General features: G+C 68.9%; 20 protein-coding genes and 7 pseudogenes. 11 read left to right on the top strand and 16 right to left on the bottom strand.

All coding sequences use genetic code 11. The features are described from left to right. Positions 1 to 4 precede the first annotated feature (4 nt). On the bottom strand, positions 5 to 226 hold the full coding sequence (locus tag ABZX75_RS24445; protein WP_355413965.1) for a hypothetical protein: 222 nt from the start codon (positions 224 to 226) through the stop codon (positions 5 to 7). Between the two features lie 28 nt (positions 227 to 254). Beyond that, a complete protein-coding gene (locus ABZX75_RS24440; RefSeq protein ID WP_355413963.1) occupies positions 255 to 476 on the bottom strand; it encodes a hypothetical protein in 222 nt (73 codons plus the stop codon). Between the two features lie 351 nt (positions 477 to 827). Here ABZX75_RS24440 and ABZX75_RS24435 point away from each other — a divergent pair, with 351 nt between their 5' ends. Next, entirely contained in the window at positions 828 to 1,202 is a 375-nt protein-coding gene (locus ABZX75_RS24435; protein ID WP_355413961.1) for a hypothetical protein, read from the top strand. Between the two features lie 259 nt (positions 1,203 to 1,461). On the opposite strand, the gene ABZX75_RS24430 is transcribed toward ABZX75_RS24435, so the two are convergent. From ABZX75_RS24430 to ABZX75_RS24415, 4 genes are all read right to left on the bottom strand, one after another. Next, positions 1,462 to 1,659, bottom strand: a complete 198-nt coding sequence (locus tag ABZX75_RS24430) for a hypothetical protein (protein ID WP_355413959.1) — start codon at positions 1,657 to 1,659, stop codon at positions 1,462 to 1,464. Positions 1,660 to 1,835: 176 nt separating this feature from the next. Continuing rightward, entirely contained in the window at positions 1,836 to 3,101 is a 1,266-nt protein-coding gene (locus ABZX75_RS24425) for an alpha/beta hydrolase (RefSeq protein ID WP_355413957.1), read from the bottom strand. Between the two features lie 382 nt (positions 3,102 to 3,483). Beyond that, a complete protein-coding gene (locus ABZX75_RS24420) occupies positions 3,484 to 4,056 on the bottom strand; it encodes a hypothetical protein (RefSeq protein WP_355413955.1) in 573 nt (190 codons plus the stop codon). A gap of 254 nt (positions 4,057 to 4,310) precedes the next feature. Further along, positions 4,311 to 4,514: a DUF6247 family protein gene (locus ABZX75_RS24415; protein ID WP_355413953.1), complete on the bottom strand. Its 204-nt coding sequence runs from the start codon at positions 4,512 to 4,514 to the stop codon at positions 4,311 to 4,313. A gap of 1,069 nt (positions 4,515 to 5,583) precedes the next feature. On the opposite strand from ABZX75_RS24415, the gene ABZX75_RS24410 reads away from it, so the two are divergent. Next, on the top strand, positions 5,584 to 6,681 hold the full coding sequence (locus ABZX75_RS24410; protein ID WP_355413951.1) for a hypothetical protein: 1,098 nt from the start codon (positions 5,584 to 5,586) through the stop codon (positions 6,679 to 6,681). A 6-nt stretch (positions 6,682 to 6,687) separates the two neighbouring features. On the opposite strand, the gene ABZX75_RS24405 is transcribed toward ABZX75_RS24410, so the two are convergent. After that, a complete protein-coding gene (locus ABZX75_RS24405; protein WP_355413949.1) occupies positions 6,688 to 6,894 on the bottom strand; it encodes a hypothetical protein in 207 nt (68 codons plus the stop codon). A gap of 16 nt (positions 6,895 to 6,910) precedes the next feature. Here ABZX75_RS24405 and ABZX75_RS24400 point away from each other — a divergent pair. Together ABZX75_RS24400 and ABZX75_RS24395 are read left to right on the top strand one after the other, a co-directional pair. Next, positions 6,911 to 6,979 (top strand): annotated as a pseudogene (locus tag ABZX75_RS24400) (hypothetical protein); the annotation flags it as partial. Between the two features lie 205 nt (positions 6,980 to 7,184). Continuing rightward, positions 7,185 to 7,835 (top strand): transposase, encoded by a 651-nt coding sequence (locus tag ABZX75_RS24395; RefSeq protein ID WP_355413946.1) that lies wholly within the window; start codon positions 7,185 to 7,187, stop codon positions 7,833 to 7,835. 78 nt (positions 7,836 to 7,913) lie between these two features. Here ABZX75_RS24395 and ABZX75_RS24390 read toward each other — a convergent pair. The 4 genes and pseudogenes from ABZX75_RS24390 to ABZX75_RS24375 form a co-directional block, all read right to left on the bottom strand. Next, positions 7,914 to 8,467 (bottom strand): annotated as a pseudogene (locus ABZX75_RS24390) (XRE family transcriptional regulator). Between the two features lie 3 nt (positions 8,468 to 8,470). Beyond that, entirely contained in the window at positions 8,471 to 8,860 is a 390-nt protein-coding gene (locus ABZX75_RS24385) for a hypothetical protein (protein WP_355413944.1), read from the bottom strand. A 437-nt stretch (positions 8,861 to 9,297) separates the two neighbouring features. Continuing rightward, positions 9,298 to 9,888 carry a hypothetical protein gene (locus tag ABZX75_RS24380; protein WP_355413942.1) on the bottom strand — a complete coding sequence of 197 codons (591 nt, stop codon included), beginning with the start codon at positions 9,886 to 9,888 and terminating at the stop codon, positions 9,298 to 9,300. A 127-nt stretch (positions 9,889 to 10,015) separates the two neighbouring features. Beyond that, a pseudogene (locus ABZX75_RS24375) lies at positions 10,016 to 10,234 on the bottom strand (integrase core domain-containing protein); the annotation flags it as partial. Between the two features lie 92 nt (positions 10,235 to 10,326). Here ABZX75_RS24375 and ABZX75_RS24370 point away from each other — a divergent pair. Then, positions 10,327 to 11,246, top strand: a protein-coding gene (locus tag ABZX75_RS24370) for an IS5 family transposase (protein WP_355414095.1) whose coding sequence is annotated in 2 segments (ribosomal slippage) — positions 10,327 to 10,683 and positions 10,686 to 11,246 — 918 coding nt in all. Because the reading frame shifts where the segments join, the coding sequence is not laid out codon by codon here. A 398-nt stretch (positions 11,247 to 11,644) separates the two neighbouring features. Next, positions 11,645 to 11,824: pseudogene (locus ABZX75_RS24365) on the top strand (TerD-family protein); the annotation flags it as partial. 179 nt (positions 11,825 to 12,003) lie between these two features. Here the strand turns inward: ABZX75_RS24365 and ABZX75_RS24360 are convergent. Beyond that, positions 12,004 to 12,429, bottom strand: a complete 426-nt coding sequence (locus ABZX75_RS24360) for a helix-turn-helix domain-containing protein (RefSeq protein ID WP_355413940.1) — start codon at positions 12,427 to 12,429, stop codon at positions 12,004 to 12,006. 32 nt (positions 12,430 to 12,461) lie between these two features. Here ABZX75_RS24360 and ABZX75_RS24355 point away from each other — a divergent pair, with 32 nt between their 5' ends. Then, positions 12,462 to 13,196, top strand: a complete 735-nt coding sequence (locus ABZX75_RS24355) for an NAD(P)-binding domain-containing protein (protein WP_355413938.1) — start codon at positions 12,462 to 12,464, stop codon at positions 13,194 to 13,196. Between the two features lie 319 nt (positions 13,197 to 13,515). Beyond that, entirely contained in the window at positions 13,516 to 13,893 is a 378-nt protein-coding gene (locus ABZX75_RS24350; protein WP_307161941.1) for a VOC family protein, read from the top strand. A gap of 995 nt (positions 13,894 to 14,888) precedes the next feature. On the opposite strand, the gene ABZX75_RS24345 is transcribed toward ABZX75_RS24350, so the two are convergent. Both ABZX75_RS24345 and ABZX75_RS24340 read right to left on the bottom strand, forming a co-directional pair. Further along, positions 14,889 to 15,197 carry a hypothetical protein gene (locus tag ABZX75_RS24345; RefSeq protein WP_355413936.1) on the bottom strand — a complete coding sequence of 103 codons (309 nt, stop codon included), beginning with the start codon at positions 15,195 to 15,197 and terminating at the stop codon, positions 14,889 to 14,891. A 174-nt stretch (positions 15,198 to 15,371) separates the two neighbouring features. Further along, positions 15,372 to 15,700 (bottom strand): annotated as a pseudogene (locus tag ABZX75_RS24340) (peptidase inhibitor family I36 protein). A 513-nt stretch (positions 15,701 to 16,213) separates the two neighbouring features. Between ABZX75_RS24340 and ABZX75_RS24335 the strand changes: the two are divergent. The 3 genes and pseudogenes from ABZX75_RS24335 (at position 16,214) to ABZX75_RS24325 (ending at position 19,043) form a co-directional block, all read left to right on the top strand. Beyond that, positions 16,214 to 16,642, top strand: a complete 429-nt coding sequence (locus ABZX75_RS24335; protein WP_355413934.1) for a DUF3052 domain-containing protein — start codon at positions 16,214 to 16,216, stop codon at positions 16,640 to 16,642. Between the two features lie 122 nt (positions 16,643 to 16,764). Then, positions 16,765 to 17,265 (top strand): annotated as a pseudogene (locus ABZX75_RS24330) (helicase); the annotation flags it as partial. A 314-nt stretch (positions 17,266 to 17,579) separates the two neighbouring features. Beyond that, complete coding sequence (locus tag ABZX75_RS24325) at positions 17,580 to 19,043, top strand: FAD-dependent oxidoreductase (RefSeq protein ID WP_355413932.1); 1,464 nt, start codon at positions 17,580 to 17,582, stop codon at positions 19,041 to 19,043. Positions 19,044 to 19,190: 147 nt separating this feature from the next. Here the strand turns inward: ABZX75_RS24325 and ABZX75_RS24320 are convergent. Continuing rightward, positions 19,191 to 19,389 (bottom strand): annotated as a pseudogene (locus tag ABZX75_RS24320) (cold-shock protein). Between the two features lie 28 nt (positions 19,390 to 19,417). Continuing rightward, the coding region (locus ABZX75_RS24315) for a MerR family transcriptional regulator (protein ID WP_355413930.1) at positions 19,418 to 19,705 on the bottom strand (288 nt) is incomplete at its 5' end.

The following is a 19,705-nucleotide window of genomic DNA, read 5'->3' as shown; positions in this document are numbered from 1 at the left end:
GGAGCTATGTGAGCGACCCGGCCGCCTCCGTGGCTGCGTCGAGGACCATACGGCGCTCCTGGCCGGTCAACCGCCGCAGTGCGTCCCGCAGATTCACCCGGTGCCGACCGGCAATCGAGGCCGCGATCTCCACCGCCAACTCGGCGGTGGTCTCCTGAAGTGCTCCTTGCCATGCAGGGCGGCGCAGACGTGCAGCCAGTCCCACCGTGACCGGGCTGCGGCTCATGTCCACGACGTACCAGATCCCCGCCAGGTCACGTCTCCGGTACGCAGAACTGGCGGAGCCAGTAGCCGCCGCGGTGCCTGCCGAGCAGCTGCGTGGTGATGCGCACGTTGACGTCGTTGACGCCAAACAGCAGGTGATGGGCCAGCTCCAGGCCGCCGGTCACGCTGAGCGCGGCCGCGATGTTCTGGTTCTGGGTGGTGGTGCGTACGGTGCTCCGTTCGTACGCGGGCGAGGAGGCCGGGGCCAGCACCGCACCTTGTGATGGGCGCTCCTCTGGACACGGCCGCGCACACGCCGCCCGCCCACCGAAAACTGGCGCCGCGCCCGCCGACGCGGCCGCGAGCCCGCCGTCGGCGTTGGCCACGGGCGGCGAAGCCCCCTGGTACGACCGGCCTGCGGTGCCGTGCCCGAGCAGAGAGCCGAAATCCCATGAGCGGCAGCACCGATCCCCTTATCCACATCGCTGATGTCCTCGAACACGCCCGGGACGCCACCGCCTGACCGACGGAAGCGGCCCCGGTCTCCTATCTCAGGCCCGATGTGCAAGGTAGCGGCTCCTCCGCAGGGCCCCACCGGCCATTGGGGAAACGACGCTCCCGGGGTGACGGAAGGCGCAGTCGGTGCGGGCCTCGGCACCTGCACGTCCACCACGTACCCGAAGATCACCGGCGGAACAGTCCGCATCGTGGGCACTGGGACAGGCGCCTGTCCCGGGCCATTCTCGGTGGGTTATGGCCGGGCGCAGATCTCCTGGAACGACGGAACCACGACGGTCCTTCCGCAGCTGTCGCTCCGCTTCGAGGCGCTCTCCGCCTCCTTCGAAGGTGGCGTCAGCGAGGGCCACTTCAAGGGAGGCACCGCACACGCCAACGGCCGGACCACCACCAACCCGGCTGATATCGGCGCCCAGTGCGTTACCAGCGGCCTCACGAACTACGCCACGACGATCAACCAGTTCACCATCGGCGACAGCTAGGCCGGCTCCACACCGCCCGGCCGGCCGCCGCACGACCATGCCCGTGGAGACGACACTGCCCGGCAACTGGTCGCCGAGCGGAAACCGGACGTGTGCACCGATCGCACTGCGCGAAAAGCAGCGTGCTCGGACATCACACAGCCCCCTGCCGGACACGGCGGTTTCTAGGGGGCTGCCCGCCTCCCTGGGCACGACGGGACGTCTCCGAGCCGACCGCGAGTCAGCACATTGCCCCGAAGTCCCTGCGGAGGACCCCTCGTCATACATACGGCCGGCGCGTGGCTGTGGCGGCGGGCAGCTCGTAGGTGACGCCGGTGAGGCGTTCGGAGAGCTGCCACAGGCGGGCGGCTGTGGCGGTGTCACGGATGGCGCGCTCTTGGGAACGACGCGTGGGTTCACCCCGCAGTTGCAGCGGTCCGTCGGGAACGATGTAGCTGCCCCCGGGCAGATCCGGCACGGTTGCCGCGTACAGGGAGGTCTTCGCCCCTTCCGGGGTCCGGCCGGGGTTGCTGGGGGTCGGTCGGTCGGAACCGCGTCGCAACGGCCTGTCATCGTTCGAGCCGACACGTGCGAGGTGACGCCGTTCCCGGGAACGCCGGGATTACCTATCGCGCGCGACGAGGAGTCGGACACTCACGGCTGGTGGAACCGCACCTCCGGTTGAGCTGGGGTCGGCCCGTCCAGCACGGGCTGCGCCATGCCCCGCAGGTGCAGGTCGAAGAAGGCGGCGACGTACGTACGGGTGATGGCTACGGCCCTGTCTGCCGGGAGTGGGCTCTGAGGAAGACCGAAGTGGCGCGCGATGACGGGACTGTCGGAGAAGGTGAAGTGCTCCGAACCGGCCACGGTCAGCCAGCGCTTCCACCCGTCGAGCGCCGGCCACGCGTCACCCCAGGTCGTGTCGGTTCCGCCGGGCCGGTGTACGGCGTCGTCCGTGCCGATCATCATGAACGGGCGGCCGCCGAGACTCCCGGACGGGAGCTCCTCCTGGAAGCCGCCGTCCATGTTGATGCCCGCGCCGATGCGCCGATCCGCCGCCATCGCGGTGGCCGCGGCGGCGCCGCCGATGGAATGACCGGCCATGCCGATCCGCCGCTTGTCGATCATCGCCGCGTGCTTCCACACGGCATGGCGGCCCGTCAGGCGGTCGATGACGAACGACATGTCATCGGCGCGCGTCGAGGTGACCCGGCCCGCGTCCACGCCGTCGTCCTCGACCGCCGTACAGGCCACGCAGGTCAGCACCCGCCCGCCCGGCACGGCCGTACCGAAGGACTCGTAGGCGTGGTCGACGGACGCGACCACATACCCGCGGGCCGCGAGGTCCTCGGCGAGGTGGGTGAGCGTGTAGCGGGAGACGCCAAAGCCGGGCGAGAGGAGAACAAGAGGATGGCGGCCGCGCGCGGGGCGGGCGTCGCGTCCGCTGTGCGTGCGCATGGCGGCCAACTCCTCTGCCGAAACCGCCTGTTCGAGTTTCATGCCACGCAGCAGCAACCGCGTCTCCTCGGCCGTGGCGTACGGCGCGGGCGCGGGGCCGGGACCCGGCCGGCCGGAGCGTGGGGCAGCCGGGTAGTGCAGCGTCACCATCAGCTCCCGCGCGCCGGCCTCGGCGACCCAGGGGTCGGGGCGCGAACGGTCGACGAGGTGGAGGAGGGAGCTCCCGACCGCGTACGGCCCCGTGGGCGCGGGAAGTTCGGCGCCGACGGCGGAGACGAAGGCGGAGACGAAGGCGGCTGGGGTCCTCGAAGCCGCCGAAACGGGCGCAGAGGCGGCAAGACCGGAAGGAGCGGACACCCGAGCGGTGAAAGTGGAGGCGGAAGCGGTTGCCGCCGTGGAGACGGGTAAGGCGAGGGCGCAGAGAAGCGCGACGGCCGTGGCCGTCCGAGTGCGAGTGACCATGACCCGACGCTAGACCCGCCGATCCGCGCGGCGCGTCACACCAGAGGCGCAATCGGGCGCTCCCCTCTCAGCCCCAAGTCGCATACGCGGCCGGCCTCTCACGCGTGACGGCCGGGCATCTACCCCGAGGTGGTGGTCGTCGCGGATGTGCTGCTGGACCGGGCCCCGGCTTACCTGGTGTGGTTGGACAGCGGGGCCGGGCGGCCACGGGCGCCGGGACCCGCGCGCTCGGGTAGCGCGGGCCCCGGCACCGCGCCCGCCCCCAGGATGGCGTCCATGACCATCCCCATGACAACGGGCCGCCGAACACCGACCACACGATCAACTGCGCCTACCCATCTCAACTGCCGTCCCCCCGACTGAGTGCAAGACCGGCCACGGCTCACGGCGCGTCTGCCGTGGCACTGCGGCGCGCCGCCTGGACCTGGTGCCAGGGGTTCTGCGACCGGGATTGCCCGCGGTCGAGGTACTCGCGCTTCACCGTGGCCGAACCCGGCTTCGAGCGGCCCTGCTGGGTCGGATCGCCCCCGGCGTCCGCGACTCCTGGGCGCCGGCCGCGGCGCAGGCCGTGCGAGGTGACCAGGTGCCAGCCGGGCAGGCCGGCCAGGTAGGCGCGGTGACGGACCCAGTCGTTGAGGGCATGGCCGGTGACGTAGTCGCCCCGTTCGGTGGCCGCGGACCGGTTCTGGAGCCGACCCTTCGAGGTCAGCGCCCGCATCAACGGGCCCTCGTGGACCCCCATCCGGTGCAGGCAATGCAGCCAGTCCCGTACGGCCGACACCGGGTCGTAACGTCTGTCGGCCGGGTCGGCCGGGACGAAGGTACTCTCGCCCTTTCCCTCCTGGTCGGTCTTGGAGTACGCGATCCACAGGTCGACCCCGGTGTCCTCGACCTCGACGTCGCCGATGTCCAGATCGGCCAGCTCGAAACGGCGGTTCAGCGCCCCGCGTCCCACCAGCAGCGCGCACCGGTCCCGCAGCCCGGTGGTGTGCGCAGGTCACACGTGTCGACCATGGCGCGCAGCATCGGCTCGGTGATAGCCGGGGCCTTGCGGACCCGGTTCCGCTTTTGGCGTTCCACTGGCGAAAGCCCACGGGTCGGCCGCGGCGGCGTCCAGGACCTCTCAGACCATCTCTTCGGCGTGTTCGGGCAGGGTGTCGAGAACCTTCGCGGCCGGCGCGGAGAAGCGAACCGCGTACGGCTGAGCGGTCACCGGCGCCTTCTCCGCAGCTCCGCCATGTCCACGAACGAGGTGTCGTCGTAGCCGGAGGCGACGAACGTGTCGACCGCCGGAGCGGAGGCGAGGCGGGCCTGCCAGACCTGGACGACCTCGTACAGCCCGGCAAGGGAGAACGTCCGGCGGGAGTCCTCCAGCGCGACCGCGCACTCCTGCTCGAAGGCCGGCGCAGCCAAGCCCCGCCCCACGCTCCTGGCAGCCACGGCGATCAGGTCTGGCACTGCTTGGTGGATGCCGGGGACCAGCCGCTCCAGGCACCGCCGCTGACCTGGGCGTGAACTCGGATTTCGACCTTGACGCTGTCGCATGCCCGGTCCTTGCTTCCCGCTTTGACCGGGCCCACAGTCGCACCCGCCCCGACCGAGATACGACTGCTGCCCAACTTCTTCCAGTCAAGGCCCGGAGTACGCCAATATGCCTCGTAGGAGACGTTTACCGCCCTGGGTCCCGTGTTCCGTAGCGTGACGTACGCCGTCACCTCCCGGTAAGGGACGTCACCCAGCCATTGCCTCTGGGCGCTGATGCAGCCGTTGACCGCCACACGGCCGGTCGACGTGCCCCCGCCACAGGCGATTGACGCGGCGTGAGCATTGGACGGAAGGGTCAGCACAGTAAGCGCGGCTGCACCCAGCACCGTTCCCATACGCCTGACATGCATGATATGTGCCCTTCACTGGATTTCTTCCTGCCTGAAGGGACCATGGCTCACGTCGGAGCATGGCATGCGGTCTCGTCAAGCCCTTCATCCAAACGGGTACAGATGTGAGTATGCGACCCACAAGCGGTCAGTTCCTAACGATGTATGCGCATCCTCGCGGCCACCGCCCGGGAGCTTCCCTGGTGACAACAAGCCTGCCTTTGTGACAACCATCGCGCTTCGGCTCAGAACGGGTAGTTGTGACTGAGTGCCGCAGTTGGTTCTGACCGCTCTTCCGTGATGCCTACGGCTGAAGGAGGACGCGGGCTCTGAGCGGTGCGAATGAGGCTCGCCCGTACATTTGCCGCTTGATCGTTTTGATTCTGGCAGGGACCGCGATGCCCTCCCGGATGGCCATCACGTAGCGGTTCACAACGTGGTTTCCCCCGGTGTAGCCGAGTGCGGTCAGAACCCTTCAGTTGGCCAGTTGAGAAAGGGTGGCGCGCCCACACCGTCTGCCCCCGGCCTCGCTGTCAGCGCTCTGTGTCATGATGCGGACGCGTCCCAGGGGAGTGGGCTGCGGTCTACTGATTGCCAGGGGGTTGGGGATGGGCGCGGGTACGGAGCCGGACGGCTCGTCCAGGTCCGACGAGGAGTGGGAGCGGTTTCTGCGCGAGTCGGTGGCGGGTGCCGCCGACGCGCCCAAGGAGCCGTCGGCGCGGGCCCGCGACGTGGCAAAGCGGCTGCGCGCGGAGCCCGGCCGCGGCCTGGAGGGCTGGCGCAGCTACACGCCGGCGCGGCCCAAGCGGCGCACGGGCTGGTACGTGGTGGGGCTGCTGGCCTCGCTGGTGCTGCTGCTGGTGGTGGCGCTCGCGCCGGGGCGGATAGTGGACCTGTTCGCCGGCGCTGACTCCCCGCCGCTGGCGGCCGAGACGGCCCGCCCGACCCAGGTACCCCCGGTGGAGGCGGCCCAACGCCCCACCATGGACGAGCCGTTCCGCGGTTCGCCGACGGCGAGCTGGGCGAGCGGAGCGGCGGGGATCACCGTGCCGAAGGCCGGGGCGGTCGGCTGGATGAGCGCGGCCGAGGTCGAGCGGGCCCTCGCCCGCAGCCGGGACTTCCTCGTCGCGTCCGGCCTGGACCGCGGGGTGCTGCAGGGCGAGCGCCCCGAGAAGGCGATTGCGCTGATCAACCCGCACCAGAAGGACGTCAAAGACCTTCTGGAAACCGCTTTCCGAACCCCGAGCGAGAAGGCCGACCCCCTCCTCCTCTTCAGCCGCTTCCAGCCCTCCCGCACCCACCTGGTCGGCGACGTCGTGAAGACCCGGGGCCGGCTCACCTACCGGGAGGGCGAGCGCGGCGCGCTCCAGGTGACCGCCGACGTCACCTTCGTCTACCCGGTCACCCGCGCGGAAGCGGGCGGCGACGACGAGATCGTGCGCACGATCGTCCGGCGCGAGCTGGTCCTGAGCTGGGACGACCCTGACAAAGTGATCACCGAGCCGGGCACGTTCTCGATCGTCTCGTACAAGTACGACATGACCAACGGCGGCTGCGGCGCCCCCACGGGCTACTTCACCCCGCCCTTCGGCACGGACCGCCGGGCGGACGAGGCCGGCACGGAGGTCGACCCGTACGACCGCAGCGCGCCGGTCGGGCGGGGCGAGTCCTCTGGGGACGAGTGCGGGAGGGCGACGCGGTCCTAGCGGGCGTTACTCGGTGGCGGCCACCCCAACCCCGAGGGCGATGAACATCCAGCCGCCGATCCGCTCCCAGCGCCGGCGCCAGGCCGGTCGCCCGAGCACCGCGCGCAGCCGGGCGGCGACGTGCACGAGCAGCAGCTCCGGGTGGACGTGCTGCCTGATCGAGAGACTGACACGGTCGCCGCCTGGCTCCAGGAGCACCGGCGCCGAGATCATCTGCCGAGACCGCCTGATGGCATTCACCAAGGCCGTCAGGCAGGCCGCCCCGGTTGCGCTGGAGGTGGGAGACCGCTGGCACCTCCTCCAGAACCTCTCGACGGCCGTGGAGAAGACTTGCCGTCGGCATCGTGAGTGCCTACGGCGGCCACCAGTCGGATCAGAGGCCAGCCCGCCGTTGGCCACACCGGAGACTCCGCTCCTGGACCGGATCCGACAACGCCACGCGGATGTCAACGAGCTGGCCGCCACCGGCCTGTCGCTGAGCGCCATCGGCCCGCCGTCTGCAGTTGGACCGCAAGACGGTCCGGCGCTACCGGAACAAGGACCTGGCAGGGCTTCTCGCCTCGGCGCAGGACCGCGGCCACGGTGTCCTCGACCCGTTCATCGAGCACGTGCACTACCGGTTCCAGATGGGCTGTACCAGTTCGATGCAGCTCTATCGCGAGTTGCTCGCCCTCGGCTACACCGGTGGATACCACGTTGTGAACCGCTACGTGACGACCATCCGGGAGGGCGTCGCAGTCCCTGCCCGCTCGGTGACTCCCGGCCCTCGCGATATCACCTCATGGATCATGCGCCCCCCCCAGGAGACACTCAACACTTCCGACGTTGCCCAGCTGGAAGCTGTTCGGAGTGCCTGCCCGGAGATCGCTTTGGCCTGCGATCTCGCGCGGGAGTTCACCGACATCCTCCGCCAACGCCAGGGCCACCTACTGCGGGACTGGATTCAGAAGGCCGAGCTGGGCGGCCCGGATGCCATCGGCATCTTCGCCGACTCCATCCGCCAGGACCTCCACGCCGTCACCGCCGGCCTCACCCTGCCCTACAGCTCCGGCATCGTCGAAGGGCATGTCAACAGAATCAAAACGATCAAGCGGCAAATGTACGGGCGATCCTCATTCGCACTGCTCAGAGCCCGCGTGCTCCTTCAGCCGTAGGCATCACGGAAGAGCGGTCAGAACCAACTCTCGCGCTAAGTCACAGTAGTTGACGCTCGCCCATGAAGGGCTCCGGATTCAGCAGTCGAAATCCATGTAGTCGATGTCGTTGATTTCGACGTCCGAGAGTCCCATGGCGCGGCCGCCGCTGTCCTGAAATACACGTCCTTAAACCCTTCGGCGATGATTCCACGCATCTCCTGGTCGCTTGCCCCGGCCTCGCGGGCGTCGAACAGGCGCTGCGCGTACGTCGGGGGGAGGTGCACGGTGAGTCGCCGGAACCGTCCGTCGTCGGTCGTGCCGACGGCCGCGGAGTACCCGAACCGGGCGCGGGTCTCCACCGTGATGCCGGTGCTGGCGGCGGCCTGCTTGCGTCGGCGCTTGCGGACCTGGGGTTGCCAGCGGGCCCGTGCAGCCGCGTCGATCTTCGCGACAACGTCCTTGGGCGGGTGTTTCCGTGTGCCGCGGCGGTATCGGTTGATGGAGTCAGCGGTGACGCCGACCTTCTGACCGATCTCCTTGGGGCTCAGGTACTTGAGCAGGAAGTTGATCCGGGCCTGGAGGCCCTTGGGCGGCTCCTTGGTGAACGCCTCCCGGTCGGCCCGCTCGATGGCGTCCTCGATCTCCCCCACTGATTAGCTCCCGTCCATGAGCGTGCTGTGACCGTAACGCTGGGGGACCAGGCGGGCATCGGCGGCCGGGGCCAGGTCCACGACCAAGCGCTCCCCCACCCCCGAGACCGTGGTGGCATCGGGCGTGAGGTATCCGAGGGTCCGCAGCTCCCCGACCGCCTTGCGGAAGGCTTCGCGGCCCTCGGCGGCCAGGCGCTCGTCGCGGGTGAGGGAGACCAGTTCGCTGATCGTGGGCTCTTGGCCCGGGTTGTAGCCGGTGGTGAGTTCGGCCAAGACGCCGCGGGCGCGCCACGTCAGGCGCATGTCCCGCATGGCCCGAGCGAACAGCACCGGGTCGTGGTTGTGCGGGGTAGTGGGTACGGGCCGGGGGGCCGAGGTGTCGACGGCGCTCATCAGGTACGGCTCCTTCGCTGCGGTTCAGGGGTCGCGCTGGCCTTGGCGGGCTAGCGCTGTGCGGTGCCGGTGGCTTTGGCTTCGAGGACGGCGTCGCCGCCAGCCGAGCAGCACGGCGCCGCCGGCGAGCGCGCCATGACGCAGGTCCGCCTCGCCCTGGCCCTCTCCTTCGCCGACCCCGACAGGGCCGACGACGAGCTCGCTCTCGCCCACCAGCTCCTCGAGGGCCTCGACCAGCGCTCCAATACCCTCCTCGCACCGACATCTACTCTGCGCACGACACGTGCACGTGTGCACGTGTCGGAGTCCTTCGGTCGTGAAGTGGGCGGGTGGCTACCGGTCGGTGCGCCTCCTGGGGGAGCTGGTCGAGAGCGCCGGACCTTTGCAGTTCCTCGTGTCCGTGATGGAGCGCTGCCCCTTGCCGACGTTTACGGCTGTCAGTTGAAGATGTCCAGGAGGTCCAGCCAGGAGCCGTCGTCGGTGGTGGAGCGGCGGGGCCGCATCGGGAGCGGATCCGGGTAGGTCGCCGCTGCGGCCCTCGCGCGGACGATGTCGGGCCCGCCGCACGCCGCGACCGCGAAGGCGCCGAAAACCTTGGCGAACGCGGCCGGGTCACGGAACTCCACGCCGAACGCCCGGCCGTCCCGCAGCGGCACCCACACCACCCGGTCGAACCGTCTCCATTCCCCCACCGGCTGGTCGTCGGCGGTTGACCGCCCCTCCAGCCACAACCGGGCCACATGCAGCAGGTTCACCTTTTCCATCGGCAGCCGCTTGCGCCGCACCCGCAGTTCACGCGTCGTCAGCTCGACGCGCTGGTCCTTCTTCGGGTACCACACGACGCCGATCCCGAACGGCACCCACAGCAGGATCCCGATCATCGGCAAGACCAGAGCGTCGCCCCACGACCGGAGCAGCCCGCCGTCCAGCAGGTACAGGGCCCCGAAGACCAGAACCCACTTCGCCGTCATCCGCCAGAACCCGGTGCCCTGCCGGTACAGGACCCGCCACTTCCCCGTCATCGCCATGCCCGCACGCTATCCGCCGCCCCGCAGCTCACCGTAGGCGCCCTCCGGCCGCCGCGGTGCCGTCGAGGGGCTGGCAGAGGTCGAGGAGTCGCCGGTGGATCGCGGGGACGGCGGTGACGCGCAGGGCCTAGGTGTATTGACCGGCAGGGTTGTTCACACGGCCGATGGGCGGGTGTCCGCCCAGTGCGGTGTGGCAGCGGTGGTGATTGTAGGTGTGGAGGAAGTCTGCCAGGGCCGCTGTCCGCTCGTCGTTTGAGGTGTAGGGCCGCAGGTAGACCCACTCTTCGAGGACTGTGCGGTTGAAGCGTTCGACCTTGCCGTTGGTCTGGGGTCGGTAGGCGCGGGTGAGTTCGCCGGTCGCGCCGAGGCCGGGCAGTGTCTGATGGCTCTTGTCCGGGGTGGTGGATCTACCGCTGTTCCGGGCATGAGTGCGTCATGGTGCGGCGGCATGAACTGACGAATGCTCAGTGGGAGCGCATAGCTCCGCTGCTTCCCGAAACCGGCGGGCCGGGTGGACGGTGGGCCGACCACCGCACCGTCATCAACGGCGTTCTCTACCGGACACGGACCGGCATCCCCTGGCGTGACCTGCCCGAACGCTACGGAACCTGGCAGACCGTTTATGAACGCCACCGCCGCTGGTCGGCCGACGGCACCTGGTCGAGGATCCTGCGAGCGTTGCAGGCCGGTGCCGACTCCACCACCCAGGACGCGGACGGCTCGTGGGCGGTCAACGCCGACTCCACCACCTGCCGGGCCCACCACCACGCGGCCGGAGCCCGGCACGCTCCCCCGGACGACCACCCCGAAAAAGGGGCGGCACACGTGTGGACGAAGAGGGCCGTGAGGCCCTGGGACGCTCCCGAGGCGGGCTGACCAGCAAGGCCCACCTCCTGGCCGACGACCGCTCCCGCCCCCTGGTCTGGCTGACCTCGCCCGGCCAGCACGGAGACAGCCCGATGTTCATCCCCCTCATGCAAGCCCTGAACGTGGCCCGCACCGGAACCGGACGTCCCCGCACCCGACCGGACCGGGCCCGCGGCGACAAGGCCTACTCCAGCCGAGCCAACCGCGACTACCTGCGCAAACGCGGCATCAAACCAACGATCGCCCAGCCGGACGACCAACGCGCCAACCGCCGCCCTCTCGGCCGGACCGGCGGCCGCCCACCGTCCTTCGACCGCGAGCAGTACCGCCAACGCAACACCGTCGAACCCTGCATAGGCAAACTGAAGCAACACCGCGCCATCGCTACCCGGTACGACAAACGCGACTACATCTTCCACGGCACCCTGACCACCGCAGCCATCGTCATCCGGCTCCGCAACCTCATCAAAGAGCCATCAGACACTGCCTAGCCCTGGCCGCACCGTACGGTCACGCCCAGGTCGAGTACGGCGTGCTCGGCGGGCTCCAGCTCGGCGGCGCGGAGGAAGTCGGCGACTTTGCCGGGCATGTCGAGGGTGCGGCAGCTGTTGGGCCTCGTCGAAGGGGCTGGGTGCTCACAGTGGAGGAAGGCCTGAACGCGCACACGCTGGCGGCCGTGCCCGGGGTGCAGTGACGCTAGACCAGTCGGCTTCGTTTGCCTGCTTGGTGGCGTCGTACCCGCGTTCTGCGATGCGCCTGTGACATCTCGATGCCACGGAACAACGATCACCACAGTCGATACAAAGCTAAGGATCACGACGCCGATGTCAGCGGGAAGCCTTAACGCGTCCATTGCACCGGTACCCGGCCGACCGTGAGGAGGAGTTCGGTGAGCAACATCAGGAATGGACTTAAGAAGGTCGAGGTCGGCCTGAGATGGGACCCGAGCCCCCTCGGCACGGCGTCCCACGACTTGGACGTTGTCGCCGCGACGTACACCGCCGAGGACCGCTATGGCGCCCCCGCCTACCTCGTGCACTTCGACAGTCGCTCCCCGGACGGCACGATCAGGCTTGGTGGCTACGTAGGCCCATGCAGAATCGGTTGTTGCCGGATTCTGGGAACGACCGTGGGAGGCTGCTGCGGGAAATGTTGGCGAGAAACAGGAACGGAGTCCTGCGGGTGTCGCGCGACGGCAGCCTGCAGCGGCGGCTCGCCGGCCAAGTCCCGGGTAGTGAAACGTCCTGGCTATCTCCTGTACGGGCGATCTTCTCGGGGTGCGAAGCGGGCCTGGGCCGCCAGGACGGCTTCGGTGTAGCGTCCCGCCCACACGCCCATCGCACGGATCGGGCCCAGCAGCGCGAGGCCCGCCTCGGTGAGGGAGTAGTCGACGCGCGGTGGGGCCTCGGCGTACGCCTGGCGTGCGACCAGGCCGTTGTACTCAAGGCGGCGCAGGGCTTCGTTGAGGACCTTGGGGCTGATCCCGCCGATGCGGGTGATCAGCGCGCGCGGCCTCATGGGTCCGCTCTCGCCGAGGATGTACACGATCACGCTGTCCCAGCGGTTCGACAGTACTTCGAAGGCCACCCTCGCCTGGCAGTCCGCGGCGTACTTGCCGCCGCCCAGGTCCTCGCCCAGACCTTGTTCGTCTGTCTCTACCGCCGTGTCGCTCATGCGATCATCCTGCCCGGCCCGATGCACACCATGTGGTGCGCATCGGTGCGCCTAGCGTCCTTTCCGTCACACCTCGCACGTCTCGCGACACGGACGACAGGAGCAAGCACATGCGCATCGGCATTCTTGGTACAGGGGCGATGGCCACGGCCCTCGGCGCGGCCTGGGTACGCGCCGGCCATGACGTTCGGGTGGGCGGTCGGGACACCGAAGCGGCCTCCCGCACCGCCCTGCTCACCGGCGCCTCCGAGCACGGCAGCCTCGCCGAGGCCGCGGCACACGGGGACGTGGTGCTCATCGCCGTACCAGCCGGCGCCGCGCCGCAGTTGGCCAAGGAACTGGCTACCCTGCTCGCCGGGCGGACGGTGATCGACTGCACCGTTCCCATGGCGCCGGGCGAGGACGGCCCGGCCCTGACCACGGGCGGCGCCACCTCCGTCGCCCAGCTCATCGCGGACGCCGCCCCGGGCGCCCTTGTGGTGAAGGCGTTCGGGGTGTGCCACGAGAGCATCTGGTCCCTGGATCGGCCGGCCTTCGAAGGGGCCCCACTGGCGGTGCCGTTCTGCACCGACCAGCCGGGCGCCGCCACGCGGGTGGCGGAGATCATCACCTCCATGGACTGCACGCCTCTGCCCTGCGGCGGGCTCGATCGCGCTGCCCTGCTGGAGGCCACTGCCGTCTTCGCCGTCGGCGTCTGGTGGTCGGGCGCCGAGGCTCGCTTCGCGTTCCCGGCCCCGGCCCTGGCCCCGGGGGCCGTTGACGACTAGCCAGGACCTGTCCGGCCGATCCCGCCTGGGCTGTGGATCGAGTGGGTCCCGCCAATGCCGTTGCGTTGCGCACGTGAGCACAACCACGGTCCCGAAGCAAGCACCGAGGTGTTCTCGGAATTGACGACATCACTTTCCGGATGAGGCGAGTGTTCCTACGGCCGGACAACAGACGTGTGCTTCCCGCTGGACGGCCTGGAATGGACCGGCACCGGCGGCGTGCCGTCCTGGCACTACACGTGGCTTCTCCGAACTAAGTCTTGGGGTGCACCGATCTAATGCATCGAGGGCGTCCGGCGCCGTGACTTACGATGATCGGATGCTGACGTTCACCGATGTCATCCTCGACTGCCCCGACCCCTGGAAGCTGGCCGAGTTCTATGCCGAGCTGCTGGGTTGGGAGATCAACACCGACATAAGCCAGAAGGACTGGGTCAACCTGCGCAACGACGGCGTCGAGCTGTCGTTTCAGCGGGTGGAGAACTACCAGCGGCCCAGCTGGCCGGGCCAGGAGCATCCGCAGCAGTTCCACCTCGACTTCGAAGTGGACGAGTTCGAGCCCGAACAGCGCCGGGTGATCAAGCTGGGCGCCACCCTCCAGAAGAGCTTCGTCGGCGAGTCCGGCTACGGCTGGCAGGTCTACACCGACCCGGCCGGGCATCCGTTCTGCCTGTGCCGCAACCGTCCCCAGTCCTGACCGCACACGACGAGTATCCGCCCCGGCTATGAATGGAGCCGGGGCGGCTGCTTATCCCTGCAGGAACTGGGTGTTGCGCATGACCATCGCCGGAGGTGACAACCGTCCAGGTCACGAAGGCTCCGTCGATGCGGGCACCGCAGTGGTGCGAGCAACGATCTCCCGGAAGGAAGGCATTCCCAAGTCAACGGACTGCTGCTGCCGGGAGATCTGCGCGTCGAGTTGGGCGAGCTTCTCCTCGGCGTGGCCCAGGCTGCTCTGCAAGCCTTCGATCTCGCCGAGCCAACCCTCGCGTTGCAGCAGTGAGTTGCCCAGTGCGGTGCGAGATCCGGAACAGCGTGTGCGGTGCGTCCGCGGGAAGGATGCCCAAATTGAGCAGCCAGGTGTAGGCAAGCTCGATCCGTCGATTGCTGTTGGTCCGGTTCGTGCGGTGCCATAGCAACAGGTCACCGACGACGATGTCCTCGATGGCCCCGCCCTGGCAAGCCATGATCTCCGTGGTGGTCTTCAGCCCGGACGAACCATCACCCGACGACAGCTCCGCCGGCAGTGACGCTCTCAACCGTGCGAAGCCTTCGGGGTCACGCGCCTCCTCCATAGCCGGTCGGAGATGCCGCGACCTGGACCCGATGAGGAACCCCGGGTCGGGTCTGACAGCATCTGCGCAGAGCAGTGCCAGGACCCCGACCAGGAGCGTCTCGCGCCGGGACACGCGTGATTCCGAGCGAGCCCACTTCGCATAGGCATACCTCCACCCGGGGGACGCAATCTGCTGGCCGTGGGCAGGACTCGCGCCTGCCAGCGCTCCTGCCAGGTCTCGCCGGGATAGGTTGCCAGCCAGTCCAGCACGAGGCGTGCACCGAACATGCGATTTGCCTGAGCGCTGCTGTCCGCGACTCGCAGCGGCGGACGAGCCATCCGTTTCAGGACTTCTGCGCGCGAGGCGGCCGTCTCCGGCCACGTGCTCGGCCTTTGACGAGGTGGAAACCGGTTCATCAAGGCGAGCGCTTCGGCGCCCACCAGGTTTCTCTTTTTCGGCACAGAACTCGAGATGATGTGCGTCGCAGCGCTGGTGATGACACGTCCCGTCCGGAGAGGATCGACAAGGAGTCGGGGTTGTAGGACGGCTCGTCAACGGAGACGGGCGGCTGCTTTCGGCGCTGCTCCTGACGGGCATGGTGGGCAAGCCCGGCGGCGATGACGTCGTCTCGAGCAGGACGGTTGTAGATGTCCAAGGTCGATAGGCACTTGTGGCCGAGGATCTTCTGCACGTAGACCGGCGGCATGTTGGGGTCGTCGAGCATCAGGAACGTCGCCGTGTGCCGCAGGTCGTGAAGGGTCCAGTTGGCGGGGTCCAGCTGAGGCGTTCTGACCGCTCTTCCGTGACGACTACGGCGGAATGACCAGTGCCAGGAACTGCCTGGCCCGGCCGTGAGAGACCTGGCGGTGGTCGGGACAGAGGCGGGTGGATGCCTGGCTCAGCAGCTCATCGACCACGTGTGGGAGTCCCCTGGTCGTTCGCTGCCCCGTTGTAGCTGACCTCCTGGCCCGGTGCGAGGCAGATGGTCATGTGGCCGCCCTGATGTGCCCGCGAGTACACCTGGACGTGGTCCCTGACGCCCGGACCTGAGATGCCGTGATTCGCCCACGCGGAGTCCTCGTCGGCGAGCCAGCTCTCCCACCATCCGTCATCGCCGGACCGATTGGCGCGCTGCCCGTCGAAGTTGCTGTGCTCCCAGGCACAGAATTGCCCGCTGGGACATTCGGCTGCGCCGGCTGGTGTGGAGAGCGTCAGCGCTCCGGTCATGCGAGGAGCGCCGCCGCGGCGGACGTGGGTGATGATCTTCCTCACTGCCAGTGAACGACTGCCATGGCCGAAGGTCACCTGACCGCGATAGTCGGCGCACGGACGAAAAGCGTAGCCGTCACGCAGGCACGGTCACAACGACTGTGGCGCTCAGTCACACGGGGGCTCACATGGCGCCCAGCCCGGCCCGGCGGTCAGACACTCACGTCGATGCAGCCCCTTGAAGTACGGCCAGCACGGCCGGAATCACGGTGCGGCGCATGGCTGCCCCAGCCCGACAGGACTCCGGTCATCCCGCCCGCCAGGACCTGGTCACCCCCACGGGGGACCTGGACGCGGCGGGAGTCTTCGTCCCGTGTCTGCAAACTTTGAGCGCGTGCCAGCGAAGGTTGATCAACGCGAGCCCGGGTGTAGTGCCGAGTTGGATCACGCCCGCGTGGGCCGACACCGTCTGTATCTGATTGGCTACGGTCAGGAGGCGCGGGCAGTCGCGTCCGGATCACAGGGACAGTCATGAGCGCAACAGCGGACCACGCGGAAGAACGAACCAACCCGGCGGCCCGACTGGGTTTCCAGCCGGGGCAGGTCGTCCAGGAACTCGGCTACGACGACGACTCGGAGCAGGAACTTCGTGAAGCCATCCAAGAGATGACCGGCAGCGGCCTGGTCGATGAGGAGTACGACGATGTCGTCGATGCCGTGATCGTGTGGTTCCGTGACGAGGATGGCGATCTTGCCGACACCTTGGTCGACGCCACGACACTGATCGAAGACGGTGCCCTGATCTGGCTGTTCACGCCGAAGTCCGGACGCGATGGGTATGTCGAGCCCTCAGCCATCCAAGAGGCCGCGGTGACGGCCGGCCTTCAGCAGGTCGGTTCCGCCAGCGCAGCCAAGGACTGGAACGGCCTTCGCCTGGCCACCCCCAAGGTCAAGCGGTAGCGGATGGGGTCCCACGAGGGGCACAGGCGTCCAACCCCGCCCGTGGGGCTGGACGCCTTCTCCGGTCGACGGCAGGACGCTGCGGGCTGCATTCCGTACCCCAGTAGACCGGTCACTCTCCGAACTTCCGGCCGTACCTGACCGCGAACCCGCGGATCCTGGCCGGACTGGCGCTCTCGGAGGTGATCGAGCGGGGTCACCCTCGCCGGGTTCGAGATCGACGTCCTGGAGATCCGCGACCCGACCCGATCCTCGGCGTACCCGAGGAGGCGCCGCGGGGCCGGCGGCTCGCGCTCCTGCAGACGGCGCTCCTGGAGCACGCCGCCCGGCACAACCTCAAGACCGTGATGACGTTCCACCAGCGGGTGGAGTAGACCGCCGCGTTCGTGGACAAGCTGCCGGAGACGGCCGCGGTGCGGTACGTCATTGAGGCGTCCGACGACGCCCTGGCAAAGGCGGAGAGCCTGCCGAACTCGTCGATCGACGCGGAGTTCTACGATCTGGAGGCCGGCCTTCACGTCCCGCCGGACCGCGTCTGGTCGGCCTGGCTGTGCGGCGACCACCCCGTATCCGAGCGGCGCGAAGCCCTGCGGCAGTTCGCCAACGGCATCGACGCGGCGGGCGCCTGTGCACCGCCCGTTCACGCGCTCAGCCTTGTCCGCGCGGTACGGGGCGCAGGTGGGCCGGTGGGCGGGGCTGCGGGCTGCAGGGCGCGTTGAGCACCATCCCGAACCGGTCCGCCGGCGTAGGCAGGGGCTGGAACGGTGTGCGCTTGGCCACTCTCGTGGTCAAACGGCAGGAGCCGGAACGGCCCCCACGGGTGACCAGATCGGGCGCGACCAGATCCTGGCTTCGGAGCTTCGGAGCTTCGGAGCGGACGGTGAGGGGGAGGCTGTCGGCGACACGGCAGTGAAAAGGGGGAGGTGCGGTGCGGCGGATGAGCGTGGATGTCGCGGTGGCGGGCAACGGGGTGCTGGGGTTGTCGATCGCTGTGGAGCTGGTCCGGCGTTCTCCGGGACTGCGGGTGGTGGTGGCGGGGCGGGCTTCCAGGCCGGGCGCGGCGACGGTGGCGGCTGGAGCGATGCTGAACTGCTTCGGCGAGGTCACCGACTGCGTCGGCCGTCATCCGGCCTCCCGGGCCAAGTTCGCGCTCGCCCGCGCAGCGCTCGATGCCTGGCCCGACTGGCTCGAGGGTCTGTGCGAGGGAGGGAAGGGCCGGGGGCCTGCGCTGGTGTCGCCGGGCACGTTCGTCGTCTTGGGGGCCCAGGCGACACCTACCGCAACACGGAGTCTCGACGCCATCCGTGCCGCGGTCAAGGAGTACGCCGAACCACATCACGAGGTCGAGGCCGTTGACATTCCCGGCCTGCAGCCCGTACCCCACGAACGCCCTGTACGCGCCCTGTACCTGGAGCGGGAAGGAGCCGTCGACGCGCGCGCCGTCCTTGCGGCCCTGGAAGACACCGGGCGCCGTCTGGGTGTCGTCTATCTCGACGCTCAGGTGTCCCGGCTCCTGACCGTGAAGGGCGGCGTCGGCGGGATGTGCCTCGAAGACGGGACTGACCTCTCGGCGGGGGCTGTTGTGGTGGCTGCAGGCGCCGCCTCTCAAACCTTGCTGCATCGAGTGGTTCCCGATCAGATGCCGCCGCTGCTGCACGGGACGGGTTTCGCCGTGCAGACCGTGCGCCAGGCTCCCCCCGGTTTCGACCGTGTGATCCGTACCCCCACCCGTGCGGGCGCGTGCGGCATGCACCTGGTTCCCCTGGGCGACGGAGTCGAGTACATCGGCGCGACGAACATCGTGCTCTTCGAACCGCCCCCGGGCCCCCGTATCGGAGTCACCCAGTCTTTGCTGCGTTTCGCCACCGACCAGTTCGACACCCGGCTGGGCATGTCCGCCATCCAGCAGTGGCATTACGGAAGCCGCCCGGTCCCCCTGGACGGCTTCCCGCTCCTGGGCCCGGCCGGCACCGACGGGCTCTTCGTCGCCACGGGCACCTACCGCGACGGATTCCACAGCTCCCCGCTCATCGCCCGCCACCTCGCTGACATGATCCTCAACCCCGGAACCACGCCAGAGCTGCTGGCCCCCTTCGCACCGGTACGGGCCCCGATCGAGACCATGACCATCGACGCGTCCATCGACCTGTTCGTATCCGACGCCATCGAAACAGCCACCGAGTACGGGATGCGGCTGCCCTACTTCCTCGACGTCGACCCCGTCGCCACCCACACCCTCAACGAAGCCCACGAGGCCCTCGACCGCCTCGAGCAGCCGCTGGCGCTCAACCCCGAAATCCTCGCCGCCATCCGCGACGCCTCCTGCGCCCAGCTCCAGCGCCTCAACAGCCACCTCCAAGCGGCGCGCCCCAGCCGTCCGGCATCCGCGTCGGCCGACTGACTCGACCGGCGGGAGCGTAGCCACCCCCGCCTCGAGTCCGCCCGTTCATTCAGGCCACCCGCTCAAACTTCCTCACTGCCTGTTTTCTGACCCTCGGACGTGCAGGTCGGCGGTGCAGGGCACGACAGCCCTGTCCGAAGCTCAACTTCAGGGACGACGCCCACGGCCCTGGCTGACGTCGAACGTCACGACCTGGCCCTCTTGGAGCTCACGAAAGCCCGGGTAGGTGATCGCCGAGTAGTGGGCGAAGACGTCCGGGCCGCCACCGTCTTGGGCCGCCACCGTCCTGGGCGATGAAACCGAAGCCCTTCTCCGCGTTCAACCACTTCACAGTTCCCGTAGCCATATCTCATCCAGTCGATGAACGCCTCCCATCAAGCCGCGGCCGTTGGGTGCACTGATTCGGCGGCGCGGCGGTGTTCGGCGTTGATGCGCTGGGCTTCCTCAAGTTGGTCTTCGAGGATGACGATGCGGCAGGCGGCCTCGATGGGCGTGCCCTGGTCGACGAGTTCCCGGGCGCGGGCGGCGATGCGCAGTTGGTAGCGGGAGTAGCGGCGGTGTCCGCCTGCGGAGCGGAGCGGGGTGATCAGGCGGGCTTCGCCGATGGCGCGCAGGAAGCTCTGGGTGGTGCCGAGTATTTCGGCGGCCCGGCCCATGGTGTA

This window comes from Streptomyces sp. NPDC003038, assembly GCF_040611115.1.
In the GTDB taxonomy this organism is placed as follows: Bacteria; Actinomycetota; Actinomycetes; order Streptomycetales; family Streptomycetaceae; genus Streptomyces.
The sequence above is the reverse complement of the archived record's forward strand: the minus strand, read 5'-3'. Positions and strand labels throughout refer to the sequence as shown.

Bases quoted from the DNA above. Each gene is read 5' to 3' on its own strand.
- ABZX75_RS24445 (WP_355413965.1), bottom strand. From the start codon at position 226: ATGAGCCGCAGCCCGGTCACGGTGGGACTGGCTGCACGTCTGCGCCGC.
- ABZX75_RS24350 (WP_307161941.1), top strand. From the start codon at position 13,516: ATGCTGACGTTCACCGATGTCATCCTCGACTGCCCCGACCCCTGGAAG.
- ABZX75_RS24385 (WP_355413944.1), bottom strand. From the start codon at position 8,860: ATGAGCGCCGTCGACACCTCGGCCCCCCGGCCCGTACCCACTACCCCG.
- ABZX75_RS24380 (WP_355413942.1), bottom strand. From the start codon at position 9,888: ATGGCGATGACGGGGAAGTGGCGGGTCCTGTACCGGCAGGGCACCGGG.
- ABZX75_RS24410 (WP_355413951.1), top strand. From the start codon at position 5,584: ATGGGCGCGGGTACGGAGCCGGACGGCTCGTCCAGGTCCGACGAGGAG.
- ABZX75_RS24360 (WP_355413940.1), bottom strand. From the start codon at position 12,429: ATGAGCGACACGGCGGTAGAGACAGACGAACAAGGTCTGGGCGAGGAC.
- ABZX75_RS24325 (WP_355413932.1), top strand. From the start codon at position 17,580: ATGAGCGTGGATGTCGCGGTGGCGGGCAACGGGGTGCTGGGGTTGTCG.
- ABZX75_RS24345 (WP_355413936.1), bottom strand. From the start codon at position 15,197: ATGCTCGACGACCCCAACATGCCGCCGGTCTACGTGCAGAAGATCCTC.
- ABZX75_RS24405 (WP_355413949.1), bottom strand. From the start codon at position 6,894: ATGATCTCGGCGCCGGTGCTCCTGGAGCCAGGCGGCGACCGTGTCAGT.
- ABZX75_RS24425 (WP_355413957.1), bottom strand. From the start codon at position 3,101: ATGGTCACTCGCACTCGGACGGCCACGGCCGTCGCGCTTCTCTGCGCC.
- ABZX75_RS24335 (WP_355413934.1), top strand. From the start codon at position 16,214: ATGAGCGCAACAGCGGACCACGCGGAAGAACGAACCAACCCGGCGGCC.